Origin of the sequence: Modestobacter sp. VKM Ac-2978, from assembly GCF_026968025.1 — a bacterium.
Classification (GTDB): Bacteria; Actinomycetota; Actinomycetes; order Mycobacteriales; family Geodermatophilaceae; genus Modestobacter.
The window spans coordinates 191,907-208,406 of record NZ_JAPVBP010000001.1 but is presented as its reverse complement, the minus strand read 5'-3'; the positions used below and the strand labels follow the sequence as shown (position 1 = coordinate 208,406).

General features: G+C 74.1%; 11 protein-coding genes and 1 pseudogene. 6 read left to right on the top strand and 6 right to left on the bottom strand.

The window, feature by feature from the left end:
* Positions 1–4: 4 nt before the first annotated feature.
* Positions 5–3,343, bottom strand: a pseudogene (gene fdh / locus O2W53_RS00965) (formate dehydrogenase).
* A 514-nt stretch (positions 3,344–3,857) separates the two neighbouring features.
* Between fdh and O2W53_RS00960 the strand changes: the two are divergent.
* The 4 genes from O2W53_RS00960 (at position 3,858) to O2W53_RS00945 (ending at position 11,153) form a co-directional block, all read left to right on the top strand.
* Positions 3,858–6,533, top strand: coding sequence for a putative bifunctional diguanylate cyclase/phosphodiesterase (locus tag O2W53_RS00960; RefSeq protein WP_269161173.1), 2,676 nt, complete (start codon positions 3,858–3,860; stop codon positions 6,531–6,533).
* Positions 6,530–9,154 carry a diguanylate cyclase domain-containing protein gene (locus O2W53_RS00955; protein ID WP_269161172.1) on the top strand — a complete coding sequence of 875 codons (2,625 nt, stop codon included), beginning with the start codon at positions 6,530–6,532 and terminating at the stop codon, positions 9,152–9,154. Before O2W53_RS00960 ends, O2W53_RS00955 begins: the two co-directional genes overlap by 4 nt.
* A gap of 34 nt (positions 9,155–9,188) precedes the next feature.
* Positions 9,189–10,010 carry an MBL fold metallo-hydrolase gene (locus tag O2W53_RS00950; protein ID WP_269161171.1) on the top strand — a complete coding sequence of 274 codons (822 nt, stop codon included), beginning with the start codon at positions 9,189–9,191 and terminating at the stop codon, positions 10,008–10,010.
* 150 nt (positions 10,011–10,160) lie between these two features.
* Positions 10,161–11,153: a glucosyl-3-phosphoglycerate synthase gene (locus O2W53_RS00945; protein ID WP_269161170.1), complete on the top strand. Its 993-nt coding sequence runs from the start codon at positions 10,161–10,163 to the stop codon at positions 11,151–11,153.
* Positions 11,154–11,220: 67 nt separating this feature from the next.
* Here O2W53_RS00945 and O2W53_RS00940 read toward each other — a convergent pair whose 3' ends face one another.
* Both O2W53_RS00940 and O2W53_RS00935 read right to left on the bottom strand, forming a co-directional pair.
* Positions 11,221–11,886, bottom strand: coding sequence for an HAD family hydrolase (locus O2W53_RS00940; RefSeq protein ID WP_269161169.1), 666 nt, complete (start codon positions 11,884–11,886; stop codon positions 11,221–11,223).
* 78 nt (positions 11,887–11,964) lie between these two features.
* Positions 11,965–13,071, bottom strand: a complete 1,107-nt coding sequence (locus tag O2W53_RS00935; protein ID WP_269161168.1) for an NDMA-dependent alcohol dehydrogenase — start codon at positions 13,069–13,071, stop codon at positions 11,965–11,967.
* 132 nt (positions 13,072–13,203) lie between these two features.
* Here O2W53_RS00935 and O2W53_RS00930 point away from each other — a divergent pair, with 132 nt between their 5' ends.
* Together O2W53_RS00930 and O2W53_RS00925 are read left to right on the top strand one after the other, a co-directional pair.
* Positions 13,204–13,725, top strand: coding sequence for a DUF5946 family protein (locus tag O2W53_RS00930; protein WP_269161167.1), 522 nt, complete (start codon positions 13,204–13,206; stop codon positions 13,723–13,725).
* Positions 13,726–13,767: 42 nt separating this feature from the next.
* Entirely contained in the window at positions 13,768–14,442 is a 675-nt protein-coding gene (locus O2W53_RS00925; protein ID WP_269161166.1) for a TetR/AcrR family transcriptional regulator, read from the top strand.
* Between the two features lie 45 nt (positions 14,443–14,487).
* On the opposite strand, the gene O2W53_RS00920 is transcribed toward O2W53_RS00925, so the two are convergent.
* From O2W53_RS00920 to O2W53_RS00910, 3 genes are all read right to left on the bottom strand, one after another.
* On the bottom strand, positions 14,488–15,114 hold the full coding sequence (locus tag O2W53_RS00920) for a TetR-like C-terminal domain-containing protein (RefSeq protein ID WP_269161165.1): 627 nt from the start codon (positions 15,112–15,114) through the stop codon (positions 14,488–14,490).
* A 91-nt stretch (positions 15,115–15,205) separates the two neighbouring features.
* Positions 15,206–15,538, bottom strand: coding sequence for a hypothetical protein (locus O2W53_RS00915; protein WP_269161164.1), 333 nt, complete (start codon positions 15,536–15,538; stop codon positions 15,206–15,208).
* Between the two features lie 15 nt (positions 15,539–15,553).
* On the bottom strand, positions 15,554–16,444 hold the full coding sequence (locus O2W53_RS00910; protein ID WP_269161163.1) for a 1,4-dihydroxy-2-naphthoyl-CoA synthase: 891 nt from the start codon (positions 16,442–16,444) through the stop codon (positions 15,554–15,556).
* Between the last annotated feature and the right edge of the window lie 56 nt (positions 16,445–16,500).

The window sequence follows — 16,500 nt, the reverse complement described above, 5'->3', positions numbered from 1 at the left end:
CGCATCAGCTCGTCCCCTCCTCGATCGGTGCCCGGCCGCCGCTGGGGACCAGGCCCGACTGCACGCCCGCCCGGATCCGGTGGTCCTCCACGAACTGCACCAGCTCCTTGCCGCGCGGACGCCGCCCGGGCTGGATGTCGCAGGTGGCGACCTTGGTCTCCTGGATGTGCACGTTGGGGTCCATCACCACGCCGAACAGGTCGTTGGCGGAGTCGCCGGTGGACAACCCCTGCTCGCCCCAGTGGTACGGGATCCCGATCTGCTCGACGACCTGGCCGCCCTTGAGCCGCATCGGCCGCATCCGCTCGGTGACCAGCACCTTGGCCTCGATCGCCGTCCGGGCGCTGATCAGCGTGGCCCACCCGCCGCTCTCGAGCCCGCGCAGCTCGGCCAGCTGCGGGCTGACCTCGACGAAGAACTCCGGCTGCAGCTCCGACAGGTAGGGCAGCGTGCGGCTCATCGCCCCGGCGGTGTGGTGCTCGGTCAGCCGGTAGGTGATCATCGCGAAGGGGTAGACCTCGCTGCGCGGCGGGTTGCCCCGGTTCCACGCCCCCTGGATCTCCTCCCGGCCCGGGTTGGCCTGCTGGCCGTACAGCGCGTTCTCCACCGGCGACTCGGCCGGCTCGTAGTGCGCCGGCATCGGGCCGTCGGCCAGCCCGGCCGGCACGTAGAGCCACGCCTTGCCGTCGGCCTGCATGACGAACGGGTCGGCACCGCCGATCCCGGCCTGCGCCACCGCACCCTCCGGCGGGACGTAGTCCGGTCGCTTGGTCGCCTCGAAGTCGGGGACGTCATGACCGACCCAGCGGCCGGCTCCGTCCTCCCCTGCCTCCTCGTCCCACCAGACGAAGGCCTTCCGCTCGCTCCACGGCTTGCCGCTCGGGTCGGCCGAGGCGCGGTTGTAGAGCACCCGGCGGTTCGACGGCCAGGCCCAGCCCCACTCGGCGGCGACCCAGTCCTGCTCGCGGCCGGGCTTGCGCCGGGCGGCCTGGTTGACCCCGTCGGCGTAGACACCGGTGTAGATCCAGCAACCGCCGGTGGTCGAGCCGTCGTCCTTCATGTCCAGGTACGTCGAGAGCATCTCGCCGTCCGGACCCGAGCCGTTGATCTCCCGCAGGACGGCGTCGGCGCTGGGCTCGTCGTGCTCACCGTGCGTCGGGTAGTCCCAGGTGAGGTCCAGCAGCGGACGGTCCCGCGGGTCGGTCGACCCGGCCAGCTTCTCCCGCAGCCTGCGGCCCAGGTGGAAGTAGAACCACAGGTCGCTGCGGCAGTCGACCGGCGGCTCGACCGCCTTGTGCCGCCACTGCAGCAGCCGCTGCGTCTGGGTGAAGGTGCCCTCCTTCTCCACGTGCGTGGCCGCGGGCATGAAGAAGACCTCGGTGGCGATGTCCTCGGTGACCAGCTCCCCGGTCTCGATCTCCGGGGCGGTCTTCCAGAACGTCGCCGACTCGATCATCTGCAGGTCGCGGACGACCAGCCACTCCAGGTTGGCCAGCCCGAAGCGCTGCATGCGCCCGTTGGCGCTGCCCACCGCGGGGTTCTCGCCCACCAGGAAGTAGCCGGGCACGTTGCCCTGGATCATGTCGGCGACAGTGGTGTACGTGCCGTGGTCGCCGGTGATCTTGGGCAGGTAGTTGAACGCGAAGTCGTTCTCCGCCGTCGCCGCGTCGCCCCACCAGGACTTCAGCATGCTCGTGGTGTACGCGCGCATGTTCCCCCAGAAGCCCACCCGGTCGTCGCTGGAGGCACAGAAGCTGTCCAGGTCGGTGTGCTGCTGGGCGTGGGGCATCGGGATGTAGCCGGGCAGGATGTTGAACAGCGTCGGGATGTCGGTGGAGCCCTGGATGCTGGCGTGCCCGCGCAGCGCCAGGATCCCGCCTCCCGGACGGCCCATGTTGCCCAGCAGCGCCTGCAGGATGCCCGCGGTCCGGATGTACTGCACGCCCACCGTGTGGTGCGTCCAGCCCACCGAGTAGACCCACGCCGTCGTCCGCTCGCGGTTGCTGTTCGCGGTGACCCACTCGGCGACCTTGAGGAAGACCTCGGGCTCGATGCCGCAGATGTCGGCGACCATCTCCGGGGTGTAGCGGGCGTAGTGCCGCTTGAGCACCTGGAAGACGCAGCGGGGGTGCTGCAGCGTCTCGTCCCGCATCGGCTTGCCGTGGATGTCGGCCGAGCCCTGTGCACCCTGCTGCTGGTCGGCCTCCTTGACGCCCTCGGTCTCGTCGTCGGTGCCGTCGTCCGCTGCGTCGTCGGGCCGGTCGCCCTCGTCGGAACGGAAGGCCGACCCGCCGGGCTGGCTCGGCGAGCGCTGGCCGGCCGAGGCCGGCACGTTGACGCCCTCGTACTGCCAGGTGGTCTCGTCGTACTGCCCGGTCTCGGGGTCGAAGCCGGAGAACAGGCCGTCGAGGTCCTCGGTGTCCTGGAAGTCCTCACGCAGGATCGCCGCCGCGTTCGTGTAGGCGACGACGTACTCGCGGAAGTCCAGGTCGTTGTCCAGGACGTACTTGACCAGCCCACCGAGGAACGCGATGTCGGTGCCCGCGCGCAGCGGCACGTGCAGGTCGGCCAGCGCGCTGGTGCGGGTGAACCGCGGGTCGATGTGGATGACCTTCGCGCCCCGCGCCTTGGCCTCCATGACCCACTGGAAGCCGACCGGGTGGCACTCGGCCATGTTCGAACCCTCGATCACGATGCAATCGGAGTTCACCAGGTCCTGCTGGAAGTTCGTGGCGCCGCCACGACCGAACGAGGTCCCCAGACCGGGGACCGTCGCGGAGTGCTATATGCGGGCCTGGTTCTCGATCTGTACAGCGCCCATGGCGCTGTACAGCTTCTTCATCAGGTAGTTCTCCTCGTTGTCGAGGGTCGCCCCGCCGAGGCTCGCGATGCCCAGCGTGCGGTTCACCGGGTGCCCGTCGACCTCGTCCTGCCAGCCCTTGCGGCGGGCGTCCAGCACCCGGTCGGCGATCATGTCCATCGCCGTGTCCAGGTCGAGGTCCTCCCACTCCGTCCCGTGCGGACGGCGGTACTTGACCGTGGTGACCCGGCTCGGGCTCGTGACCAGCTGCTTGCTGGCGCTGCCCTTGGGGCAGAGCCGGCCGCGGCTGATCGGCGAGTCCGGGTCGCCCTCGATCTGCACGACCTGCTCGTCCTTGACGAACACCCGCTGGCCGCAGCCCACCGCGCAGTACGGACAGACCGACTGCACCACCCTGTCGGCGGTGGCCGTGCGGCTGACCACCTGCTCTGTCGCCTTGCTGCGCGCGGCCTTGCCACGCCCCAGCGGGTCAGGACCCGTCAGCTGCCGGAACACCGGCCATGCATCCAGCCACGTCTTCACCCCGACGAGCTTGCCACCCGGAGGCGCCGTTCGCGCGCCCAGCCCTCCGGCGGGTCTCACCCGTTCGTACCCGCCGGGCCCGCCTCCGGGAGGACGACGCAGCACGAGGGGCTGGTGCAGCTGAGTAGCGTCGTCGGGGACACGAGGAGGCGCCCCATCGCAACCGACCACGCACGCCGCTCCGAAACCCACCTCGACTGCCCGTGTGCCGGCGACACCGCCGTCCACGCCCGGCACGCCGGCGAGGCCCCGTCCGTCGGCGAGGCCCAGCCCGGCACCGAGGGCATGGTGGAGTGCCCCGAGTGCGGTGAGCCCAGCAGCCACGTGCGGATCGCCACCTGGGGTCACTGCCGGGTCTGCCGCACCGCCGACTCCCGGGCGACCCAGCCCCTGCGCTGGTGAACCGGCCCGACTGAGCGGGCGTCCTCCCCCTCACCCCTCCGCCCCCGCCCCTTCGGGTGAGTGGCGTCGGCCACTGGTGCAGTCCGGCCGCGCGCGGTCCGACAACTGATCCGTGACCTCCGGAGCCCTCGCCGCACCCATGCGGGCCATGGCCGCTCCGACGCGGAGCGGCCCGGCCGCCGTCCGCACGCTCAGCCGGCCACTCCTGCTCGCCGTCCTGGCGGCCTGCGCCACCCTGTCCGCCGGGCTGCTGCCCGGACGGACCGCCGTCACCGTCGCGGTGACGGTCAACTTCCTCGCCGTCCTCGGTGCGCTCGTCCTCCTCACCCGCACCGGGCGCCGGAGCGCCCACCCGGCCGGCTGGCGCTGGTACACGGCCTCGGTCGCCGTGGGCGCCGGCGGTGCCATGGCCGCCGCGTCGGTGCTGCCGTGGGGGCAGACCGCCCTGGGCAGCGTCCCCGGTCAGCTGCTGGTGGTCGTGGCGATCCTGCGGATGCTCGACCGCGCGTCGCTCCGGGCCGCCCGGGCGCAGGTCGCCACGATGTTCGCGCTCTTCGTGATCGCCGACCTGCTGACCGTGCACACGCTCTACCACCTGACCATCGCCCGGGACGGCGTGCTGCCCCTGTCGGAGACGGTCGCGCTCTTCGCCCTGCTGGCCAGCATCGCCCTCGGCACCGGCTTCTCGCTGGTCCTCATCGCGGTCTGCCCCGCCGCCCAGCGTCCGGTCGGCTGGCTGCTGTTCGCCTCCCAGGTCGCCACCGCACTGGCCGGCGCCTGCTCCTCCCTCGCATCGGGGCCGGGCCTCGTCCAGTACCTGGCCTGCGGGCTGAGCGTCCTCGGGTTGGGCCTGCTCGTGGTCGCCTGCCACGCCGACCGACCGCAGCCCACCGCCGACCGCAGGGGTGCAGACGGTTCCACCCTCGGCGCCATGCTGCCGCACGCCACCGCACTGGCCGGCGGCTCGCTGCTGCTGCTCAGCGTCCCGGTCACCGGGACCCTCACCATCTTCGGGACGACGCTCGGCGTGCTCGGGCTGGGCGCCCTGCTGGCCCACCAGGTGGTGTCCTGGCGCACCCAGCAGCGGCTGACCACCGAACTGCAGCGCAGCGAGGCCTACTTCCGCACGCTGGTGCGCGGCAGCGCCGACCCGGTGCTGATCCTCGACGACCAGCTGCAGGTGCAGTGGGTCTCCCCCGCCATCACCGCGCTGCTCGGCCTGGACCCCCAGCGCATCGTCGGTTCCTCGATCGCCGCCGCCGTCCACCCCGACGACGCCCCGGGCCTGGTCGCCGCCCTGAACTCCACCTCCGGGGACGCCTCGGAGACCAAGACCCGGACGGCGCGGGTGCGGCACCTCGACGGCCGGTGGCGACTGATCCAGTCCCAGGTCCGCGACCTCCGCGGCGACCCCGACGTGGGAGCCCTGGTGCTCTACTGCCGGGACGTCAGCGCCAGTGCACCGCAGCCGGCCGAGCCCGTGGTCACCTTCAGCACGAGCGACCCGGCGACCGGCCTGCCCAACCGCTCGGCCCTGACCCAGCGGCTCGCCGCCACCCTCCGCGCCCCGTCGGCCGGCAGCGCCTCGCTCATCGTGCTGGGCGTCGACGGGCTGCCCGCCGGCGACGACGTCGCGGTGCTGCGCGAGCTGACCACCCGGTTCGCCCGTGCCCTGCGCGGCGACGACTGGCTGGCCCGCTCCGGGGTGAGCGAGTTCGCCGTCCTCGTCTCCGGCACGGTGGCCGACGCCGAGGTGATCGCCGGCCGGCTGGTCGCCGCCGTCGAGCCGGTCGCCACCGGCAACGGCACCCTGCGGCTGACCGCCGCGGCCGGCGTCACGCCCGTGGACGCCGACGCGGACGCCGGGGAGGCGCTGCGCGGGGGCGACCTGGCGCTGCGCAGCGCCCGCGCCGCCGGTCCCGGCCGGGTCCGCCGGCACTCCGACGCCCTCCGGATCACCCAGCAGCGTGAGGAGACGCTGCGCACCGACCTGGACCGGGCCCTCGCCGAGGGTCAGCTGCGGCTGGTCTACCAGCCGGTCGTCGACCTGGCGCTGCACCGCACCGTCTCGGTCGAGGCGCTGCTGCGCTGGCGGCACCCCGTGTACGGGGAGGTGTCGCCGGCGGAGTTCGTGCCGCTGGCCGAGGAGTCGGCGCTGATCACCGAACTGGGTCGGTGGGTGCTCGCCGAGGCCACCGCCACGGTCGCCGCACTCCCGCACCAGGACCTGGCGGTGGCGGTCAACGTCTCGGCGCGGCACGTCCGCAGCGGCGAGCTGGTCTCCGACGTGCTCCAGGCCCTGGGGTCCAGTGGGCTGTCCGCCTCCCGGCTGGTCCTGGAGATCACCGAGTCGGTGCTGCTGGACGACGAGCACGTGACCGACGACCTGGCCGCCCTGCGGCGGCTGGGCGTCCGGATCGCCGTCGACGACTTCGGCACCGGCTGGTCCTCGCTGGCCTACCTCGTCGGCCTGCCGATCGACGTGCTGAAGATGGACCGGCAGTTCCTCGCCGACGTCGAGACCGACCCGCAGCGCCGAGCACTGTGCAGCTCCGTCCTGCACCTGGGCACCAGCCTGGGCCTGGTCGTGGTCGTGGAGGGCGTCGAGACGGCGACCGAGCTGCAGCTGCTGCGCGACATGGGCCACCGGTTCATCCAGGGCTACCTGCTGGCCCGGCCGCTGGACCGGGCCGCGCTGACCGCCCAGCTCCCGGGGCTGGGCGGGGCGCCGGTGCCCACCTCGGCCTCGGGGCTGCCCCGGGCCGCGGACGACGGACTGCCGAGGTGAACCAGGTCCGGCGGGCACCGCTGACCCTGGTGCTGCTCGGCGCGCTCGTCGCCCTGGGGATCACCGTGCCGGCCAGTCCGCACGGGGCCGTGCCGCAGTGGGACAACCTGGTGCTGGCCGTGCTCGGCGGGTGGGCGGCCTGGCGCTGCGCCCGGCTCACTCGTGGGATGGACGTCCGCGACCGGCTGCCCTGGCAGGTCCTGGGTGCCAGCTCCCTGCTCTTCGCCTGCGCCAGCCTGGTCACCGGGCTGGGCGTCGGTGCGCTCGGCCGGCTGGGCTTCGGTGACCTGCTCGTGCTCACCGCGGCCCTCGGGCCGACGGTCAGCGCCGCGCTGATCGGCGGCCGGGTCCGCCGCACCCGCTGGCCGATCCTGGTGATCGACGGGGTGCTGGTCACCGTCGCCCTGGTCATCGTCGCCGATGTGCTGGTGCTCGCCCCGGCACTGACCCCGGGCGCGATCGAACCCGACCTGCTGCCCCTGGTGCTCGCCTACGGCATCTACCCCGCGGTGGCCGTGGGCGTCGTCGGGGCCCTGTGCACGGTGTCGACCGCGGCCGTCCGGCGTCCGGCGACCGCGATGATCCTCATGACCGGGCTGCTGGGGCTGGCCTCGGCGCTGCTGGCCGTGCACATCGTGCAGCCGAGCACGCCCTGGGCCGCCGCGGCCGACGCGGCGATCGCCGGCGCACTGGTCGTCGGTGTCCACGCCGTCCAGCTGGCCAGCGCCGTCCCGGGCCGGTCCTCCGCCGCCGACTCCACCCCGACCGTGAACTCCGCCGGCCTGGTCATCGACGTCCTGGCCCTGATCGGGGTGCCGGTCACCCTGGTGACCGCCCTCCTGCTGGACCTCCGGGTCCCCGACGGCGCGCTCGCCTGCACCGCCGTCGTCGTCCTGCTGCTCCTGCTCCGGCTGTTCATGCGCATCCGGGACAGCGACCGCATCGAGGAGGACCTGCTCCGCAGCGAGGACGACTTCCGCGGCCTGGTCGAGGCCAGCTCGGACGGCGTGGCCATCGTGGACGCCGAGCTCCGGCTGGAGTTCACCTCCCCCGCGGCCCGGACCCTGCTCGGGATCGTCCAGGCCGACCTGCACCCGCTGCTGCTGGACCTGCTGCACGAGGAGGACCGCGCCCGCGTCCGCCGCGAGCTGACCGCCGCGGCCGGCGGGGGGACCCCCTCGGTGCACCTGCGGCTGCGCGACGCCGAGGGCGAGCCGCGCGAGCTGGAGGTCACCCACCACGAGCGGCCCGGCAGCGGACGCCGGGTGCTCCACCTGCGGGACGTGACCACCCGGCGACGCCGCGAGCGGGAGCTGGAGCGGATGGCGTTCACCGACCACCTCACCCGGCTGCCCAACCGCGCACTGCTGTTCCAGGAGATGGCCGCCGGGTCGGCGACCGCCGACCAGCGGTGCCTGCTGGTGCTGGACCTCGACGGCTTCAAGGCGGTCAACGACTCCGCCGGCCACGAGGCCGGCGACCTGCTGCTGGTCGAGGTCGCCCGCCGGCTGCAGGGCCTGCTGCGCGCCGACGACCTGGTCGCCCGCCTCGGCGGCGACGAGTTCGCCGTGCTGCTGACCGGGTCCGAGGACGCCGCCGTCGAGGCCGCCCAGCGGGTGCTCGACGCGCTCGCCCGGCCCTGCCGGATCGGCAACCGCACCTTCACCGTCGGCGCCAGTGTGGGCCTCTGCCGGGTGCACCCCGGGGGCGGCCAGCTCGCCTTCCGCCAGGCCGACGCCGCCCTCGGCGCCGCCAAGCGGGCCGGCAAGGGCTGCTGGCGGATGCACACCGACGACCGGGTGGCGCAGGCCGCGGCCAGCAGCTCCGTCGCCACCGCCCTGGCCGACGGGGAGGTCCAGCTCCGCTTCGACACCATCGCCAACGGCGACACCGGCATCCTCGCTGCGCTGCACGCCCAGCCCGTGTGGGTGCACCCCGAGCTCGGCGCGCTGCCCGCCGCGGAGCTGTGGGCCGCCGCCGAACGGCAGGGCTGCACCGCGCCCCTGCAGCAGTGGCTGATCACCCGCGCCTGCGCCGACGTGGCCGCCCTCGACGACCAGCTGCTGGTCGCCGTCGACCTGCCCGCGGGGCTGGTGCACGCCGACGAGCTGCCCGGCGAGGTGGCCATCGCGCTGACCGGGGCCGGCCTGGCGCCTCCCCGGCTCACCCTCTTCGTCACCGAGGAGGTGCTGCAGACCTCCTCCGCGGCACTCACCCCCGCGCTGCACGCCGTGCACCGGACCGGCGTCCGGCTCGGCCTGGACGACTACGGCATGGGCTCCACCCTGTGGTCGCAGCTCGCCCGGCTGCCCCTGGAGGTGGTGATGGTCGACGTCCGCAACCTGTCGTCCGGCGACAACCACGACCGGACCCTGGAGCTGCTGGGCGCGATCGGCCGCAGCGCCCGCGACTTCGAGGTGTCCACCGTCGCCAAGGAGATCACCTCCCCGGAGCTGCTCCACGAGCTGCGCGTGCAGGGCGTGGTCGCCGTCTCCGGCCCGGTGCTGCCGACCGGCCTGACCGCCGCCGAGGTGGCCGCCCTGCTGCGCCGCCCCGAGGGTGCGGTGGTCGCGCCCCTGTCCACCCCCGCGCCGCCGCCGCGAGCGCGCGCCGGGGTGTGATGACCGGGCGGGTGGTGGGCGCGACACTGGCCCGGTGACCGCGCCGTCCCTGCGCTTCCTCGGCCACTCGACCGTCCGGGTGGAGCTGGCCGGCCGGACGGTGCTCACCGACCCGCTGCTCACCCACCGGCTGGGCCCGCTGCGGCGGGTGGTCCCCCGCCTGGCCCCCGAGGCCTGGGCCGGCGTCGACCTGGTGGTCGTCTCGCACCTGCACAACGACCACCTGCACCTGCCCTCGCTGCGTCGACTGGGCCGCAGCACGCCGATCGTGGTGCCCCGCGGCGCCGGCCGGTGGCTCACCCGGCACGGTTTCACCGCCGTCGAGGAGCTCGGTCCGGGCGCGAGCCTCACCGACGGCGGCCTCACCGTCACCGCCACCCCCGCCGACCACGCCGCCCACCGCTGGGGGCCGCTGCTCACGCACGGCCCGCACGCCCCGGCGGTCGGGCACCTGCTCGCCGGGGACGGCGTCACCGTCTACGCCGCCGGCGACACCGACCTCTTCCCCGGGATGGCCGACCTCGGTGACGACGGCGTGGACGTCGCCCTGCTGCCGGTGTGGGGGTGGGGCCCCACGCTCGGGCCCGGGCACCTGGACCCGACCGGTGCCGCCCGGGCCGTGGCGCTGCTCCGCCCCCAGGTCGCCGTCCCGGTGCACTGGGGCACCTTCGCCGTCGCCGGGCTGACCTCGGTGCCCAGCCCCTGGCGGGCCCGGATGCGGGCGCTGCTCGTCGAGCCACCCCGCCGGTTCGCGGCCGCGGTCGCCGCCGCGGGCTCGGCCACCGCCGTGGCGCTGACCGCCCCCGGCGCCCGCGTGGCACTGAACGCCGTGGAGCCCGGCCGGGAGAGCACCTGACCGACCTCCGGTGCCCCGACGCGGCCGTCTCACGGGATTTGCCGGGTGGCCACACAGCAGTCACCCTGGTTCGCAGGGGGAACGTGAAGTTCATGTGAACGCCGCCCCGCCGACGTGCCGGAGGTGGCTGGATTGCTCGACAGTGGGCTGATGCGACCTGACGCCCGGGCCTGGTTCGAGCACCGCACCACGTCGGCCACCTCCCTGGCCGAGATCGACGCCGATGCGCTGCTGCTGGCCAAACGCCGTGGCGGCCACCGGGTCAGCGTCGTCCTGCCCGCGCGGAACGAGGAGACCACCGTCGGGGTCCTGGTCCGCGACCTGGTCGAGCGCTGGGTCGAGGGTGTGCCGCTGATCGACGAGCTCGTCGTCATCGACTCCCACTCCACCGACGCGACCGCCGAGGTGGCCCGGGCAGCCGGCGCCGAGGTCGTCGCGGTCGGCGACGTGCTGCCGAGGCAGGGCGACCGCCCGGGCAAGGGCGAGGCGCTGTGGAAGTCCCTGGCGGCCACGACCGGCGACCTCGTCGTCTTCATCGACTCCGACCTGCTGGGTGACGTCAGCCACTACGTGCCGGGCCTGCTCACCCCGCTGCTCACCGACCCTCGCGTCGAGTACGTGAAGGGCTGCTACACCCGCCCGCTCACCGTCGACGGCGAGCACCGCCCGGCCGGCGGGGGCCGGGTCACCGAGCTCACCGCCCGTCCGCTGCTGAACGCGCTGTGGCCGGAGCTGGCCGGGTTCGTGCAGCCGCTGGGCGGGGAGTACGCCGGCCGCCGCTCGGCCCTGGAGCAGGTGCCGTTCGTCTCCGGCTACGGCGTGGAGGTGGGCCTGCTGGTCGACCTGCTGCAGGTCTGCGGCCTCAACGGGCTGGCCCAGGTCGACCTCGGCACCCGCACGCACTCCCACCAGACCGACGAGGCGCTGGGCACGATGGCCGGCCAGATCGTCTCGACCGTGCTGTCCCGCGCCGAGCGCGGCCGGTCGGACCGGCGCCGCCTGGAGCCCGGCGGGCTGCTCACCCAGTTCGCCCACGACGGGCGCGGCTTCGTACCGACCAGCCACACCGTCGCGGTCGACGAGCGGCCGCCGATGTGCGCGGTCGACGAGTACACCTCGCTCCGCGCCGGCGTCGTCAGCTGACGCAGGGCCCCGCTGCCCCCCACCGCTCGCACGCTCGCGGCGGGCCCCTGCAGCGGGGCCGGAAGAGCTAGGCGAGCGGGGTGTCGTCCAGTGCGGCCGCGAGGTCGCCGGGGGTGTCGTAGATCCCGACGGCACCGGCATCCTGCAACTCGTCGTCCCCGAAGCCACCGGAGCGGACGACGATCGCCGGCATCCCGGCGTTCTTCGCGGCCTCCACGTCCCACACCGAGTCACCGACCAGCACGGCGGCGGAGTCCGCCGACACCCCGAGCTTCTCCAGCGCGACCCCGAGCAGGTCCGGTGCGGGCTTGGACGCCTCGACGTCCTCGCTGGAGGTGACGGCGTCGGCGAGGTCCCGCACGTCGAGCAGGTCGATGAACGCGTCCACGTGCTTGGGCTTGCCCGAGCTGGCCAGCACCAGCCGGTGCCCGCGCTCCTTGACCGCCAGCAACAGGTCGCGGGCACCGGGCAGCGGCACGATCTCCGGAAGCATCAGGTCGAACTCCTCGACCCAGCGGTCCCGCGCCCGGTCCCCGATCCGGGCCTCGACGTCGTCGCCGCCGAGCGCCCCCACCAGCTGGTCACCGCCCATGCCGATGAGCCGGTGGATGCGCCAGATCGGGAAGGTCTCCCCGCAGGAGCGCAGCGCCCGGTACCAGGCCAGGGCGTGCTGGTAGTTGGTGTCGACCAGGGTGCCGTCGACGTCCAGGACGGCGATCGTGGGTTCAGCCATGCCCGATGCCCTGCCCAGTCACCCGGACGATCACCCCCTGAGCCACCAAAATGGCCATTTTGGTGGCTCAAGGGTGGGTCAGTGCTGGTGCTGGAGGACGCCGCGGATGACGGTTCCGTCGCGCTGGTCCTGGTAGCCCTGGTTGACCTCGTCGAGCGAGTAGCGCTTGGTGATCAGCGAGTCGACCTCCAGCGCGCCGTCCTCGTAGAGCCGCAGCAGCCGCGGGATGTCCCGGTAGGCGTTGCACATCCCGTACAGCGCCCCCTGCACCCGCTGCTCGTAGACGGTGGTGATGTTGCCGGGCAGCGCGACGGTCGTCGCCATCGTGTGGTCGGCCAGGCCGGTGAGCACCAGCGTGCCGCCCTTGCCCAGGCAGCGGTAGGCACCGCCGGTGATCTCCGGGCTGGTGGTGCCGGTGGCCAGGATGACGACGTCGGCCCCGGTGCCGCGGGACAGCTGCTTCGCCAGGCCCGCCGCCTCCTCCGTGCTGGCGACCGCGTGGGTGGCGCCCAGGGTCTGGGCGAACTCGCGACGGAAGGCCACCGGGTCGACGGCGACGACGGCACCTGCACCGGCCATCGCCGCGCCCTGCACGGCGTTGCAGCCGACCCCGCCGGTGCCGACGACGACCACGACGTCGCCCTGGCGCACCGGCCCGGCGTTCACCGCGGACCCCCAGCCGGTCGGGACGCTGCACGCCATCAGTGCAGCGACGTCCAGGGGCAGGTGCGGCTCGATCTTGACGCAGGAGAACTGGGACAGCACCGAGTGCTGGGCGAAGGCACCGACCATGCAGAAGCCGCCGAGCTCCTCGCCGTCCAGCCGGAACGGCCAGGTCCCGTCCGGCAGCTGCCCGGTGCCGATCGTCGCGCCGAGGTCGCAGAGGTTGGACCGGCCGGTGGCGCACCAGCGGCAGTGGCCGCACGCCGGCAGGAAGGAGGTGACCACGTGGTCGCCGGGCTGCACGCCGGTGACGCCGGCCCCGACGGCCTGGACCACGCCGGCGCCCTCGTGCCCGCCGACGATGGGGTAGCGCTGGCTCTCGAACCGCAGGTGCTCGTCGGAGTGGCACAGCCCCGCGTAGGCCATCTCCACCAGCACCTGCCCCGGGCCGGGGTCGACCAGCTCGAGCTCCGCGACCTCCCAGTCGCCGGGACCCCGCAGCACCGCACCGTGCGTCTTCATCCACCGTCTCCTGTCTCGAGCGTGACCTGACCCACGCTAGGGGGTCCGGCGTCACCCCCCGCCGTCGGGTGGCACTCAGTGCCACCCCGCCCGGGCGGCGGTGCCCGCCCCCGTGCGGCACGATCGACCGCCATGACCGGCGCCGACATCCCGAGCCCGCCGCAGGCACCGGAGACCTCGGTCTGTCCCGGCTGCGGTGCGGTGCTCGCCGTCGTCCCCGGCCTGGTCGGCACGCACGTCGGCGCCTCGGCCAGCTGCGCCGGGCTGTTCGCCGTGACGGTGCGCGGCCTGCGCGAGGAGGCCGGGCAGGACGTGCGGGCCGCATCGCTGCTCCGGGTGTCCACCGACGCCTACGACGCCCAGCACCTGGTGCCCGGCGCACCGGCCGCCGCACCGGTCCGGCTCTGCCTGGAGCTGGAGCGGAGCGTCGACTCCGCGCGCTCGGCCGCACTCGGCAGCCGGGTGGACGACGCCGCTCCCCGCGACCTGACCGCACCGGAGCGCTGGACGACGACCGTCGCGGACCTGGCCGCCGACCTGGACGTCGTGGACCTGCCGGCCCTGGTGCGCGCCTGGGCGGACGCGGTCTGGACGGACTGGACACCGGCGCACGACCGGCTGCGCGCCGCCGCGGACGCGGCCCTGACCGGCTGACACGGCATCGCGAGCGGTCGGTTGCGCTCTACATTGTCGACCGTGGACGCGGCGACGGGGGGACGCCGGGAACGCCGCAAGGCGCAGACCCGGGCGGAGATACGCGCGGCGGCGCAGCGCCTGTTCGCCGAGCGCAGCTTCGACGCGGTGACCATCGCCGACATCGCCGCGACCGCCGACGTCGCAGTGCAGACCGTCTTCAACCACTTCGACAGCAAGGAAGCGCTGTTCTTCGACGGCCGGACGCCCTGGGTCGAGGGGGTCGCCGCCGCCGTCACGGCTCGGCCGCACGGCACCGGACCGCTGGCCGCCCTGCGCAGCTACCTGGAGAGCGACCTCCACCAGTTGTTGGAGCAGGAGTCGCAGCCGGAGCACCGCAGCTACCTGGAGGCCCTGGCGCATTCGACCAGCCTGCAGGAACGGGAACGGACGCTGGTCGAGGAGGCCGGCGTGCGGGTGGCCGCTGCGCTGGCGACGGCGCTCGCGGCGGCGGAGCAGCCGGACGGCGCCTCGGTCGACCTGCTCAGCCGGCTGGCGGCCGACCTGTTCCTGGTGGCCGGGCGCGTGCTGGTGCTCGCGAACCGCCGGCAGGTGCTCGGCACGGGACGCGGCGCCGCAGCGCGCGGCCCCGGGCACGCGACCACCGCCGCCACCCTCGCCATGCTCGAGGACGGGGTGCGCCGGCTCGCCCGCCAGCTGGACGTGCGGATCGACTGAAGGAGGACGCCGCTGCCCCCGGCCAGAGGAGGACGGGGTCCTCCCTCAGCCGGGCGGCAGCTGCGCCGGCTCGACGATCGGCAGCAGCACGTCGGTGACCAGCTGCTCGACCTGTGCGGTGCTCATCGACGCCGGGGCGAAGGCCGTGTAGCGCTGCCACCACAGCGCCTGCACCGCCGACCCCAGCAGCGCGACCCGCTGGTGCGGCAGTTCACGCCCGCGGGCGGCCTCCCGCGCCGCGAGCTCGCGCACGGCACCGGCCAGCGGGCGCACCAGCGCCTCCTCGAGGCCGGCGCGCAGCTCGTCGTCGTGCCGGGCTGCCCCGACCAGGCTCGCGGCGGCTCGCTCGGCCCGGTCCAGCGGCCGGGTCCAGCGGGCCAGCAGCTCACAGAGGTCGCTGCGCAGCGACCCGGAGTCGGCGGGCAGCTCGACCAGCGGCGCGGTGTTCAGCGCGTGCCGCGCCAGTGCGGCCATCGTGGGCCAGCGCCGGTAGATGCCGGCCTTGCCGGCCCGGGCCCGCGCGGCCACCCGGTCGCTGTTGAGCCTCCCCCAGCCCTCATCAGCGAGGATCTCCACCGCCACGGCCACCAGTTGCTCGGACAGCTCCGAGGACAGTGGGCGCCCCGGAGGACGGGCACCGGCAGGTCGCGGAGGCAGATCGGTCGCGGTCACCGTGCAATCGTGCCCAAGAGAGTGGAGTGACCACAACAACCGAGCGATTCCACTTCGAGATCACATCCCGCCGGGCACGCCGGGAGCGCCCTCAGGCCGACGCGGCCGGCTCCACGTGCACCTGCAGGCTGGCTCCGTCGTCCGCCGTCCAGCCCTTCTGGACGGCCTGCTCCACCATCCCGTCGAACCGCTGCGCCCAGTCGTCGGCGGTCGCCTGCGGTTCGGCGGCGGCGCGCAGGGCCGCCACGTCCAGCAGGCCGGTGTCCCCCTCGGTCAGCCGGCCCAGGCCCGCCTGGCGCAACGCCCGGTCGACGTCCTCGTCGGTCAGCGCCCCCACGGCCAGGTGCAGCCGGGCCAGGTCGTCGACGTCGGCCACCCGCACCTCGGGCACCTCGTCGGCACCCCCGATCACCTCGACGATCATCCGTGTCCTCCTCCTTCAGGCGTGCCATGGGAAGCGGGAGAAGTCGGCCGGGCGCTTCTCCAGGAACGAGTCCCGGCCCTCCACCGCCTCCTCGGCCATGTAGGCCAGCCGGGTGGTCTCCCCGGCGAACAGCTGCTGACCGACCAGCCCGTCGTCGATCAGGTTGAACGAGTACTTGAGCATCCGCTGAGCGGTCGGGCTCTTGGCCACGATCCGGCGCCCCCAGTCCAGCGCGGTGGCCTCCAGCTCGGCGTGCGGCACGACCCGGTTGACCATGCCCATCCGGTGCGCCTCCTCGGCGGAGTACTCCTCCCCGAGGAAGAAGACCTCCCGGGCGAACTTCTGCCCGACCTGGCGGGCCAGGTACGCCGAGCCGAACCCGCCGTCGAAGCTGCCGACGTCGGCGTCGGTCTGCTTGAACCGGGCGTGCTCGGCGCTGGCCAGGGTCAGGTCGGCGACCACGTGCAGGCTGTGCCCGCCACCGGCCGCCCAGCCCGGGACGACGCAGACGACGACCTTCGGCATGAACCGGATCAGCCGCTGCACCTCCAGGATGTGCAGCCGGCCGTTCGCCCCGTCGCCGGCCTCGTAGCCGTACTTGCCGCGCACCCGCTGGTCGCCGCCGGAGCAGAACGCCCAGCCGCCGTCCTTGGCGCTGGGGCCGTTGCCGGTGAGCAGCACGCAGCCGACGTCGGTGGCCAGCCGGGCGTGCTCGAAGACGGCGAGCAACTGGTCGACCGTCTGCGGGCGGAAGGCGTTGCGGACCTCGGGCCGGTCGAGGGCGATCCGGACGACCCCGGCGTCGACGGCGCGGTGGTAGGTGACGTCGGTCAGCTGCTCGAAGCCCTCGACCGGCCGCCAGGCGGTGGGGTCGAAGATCTCGGAGACGTCGGCGCGGGCACTCACGGTGCCGAACCTAGCCGCAGCAGGATGCCCCCGCTCCGCCGAGCAGGTGCCTCCTC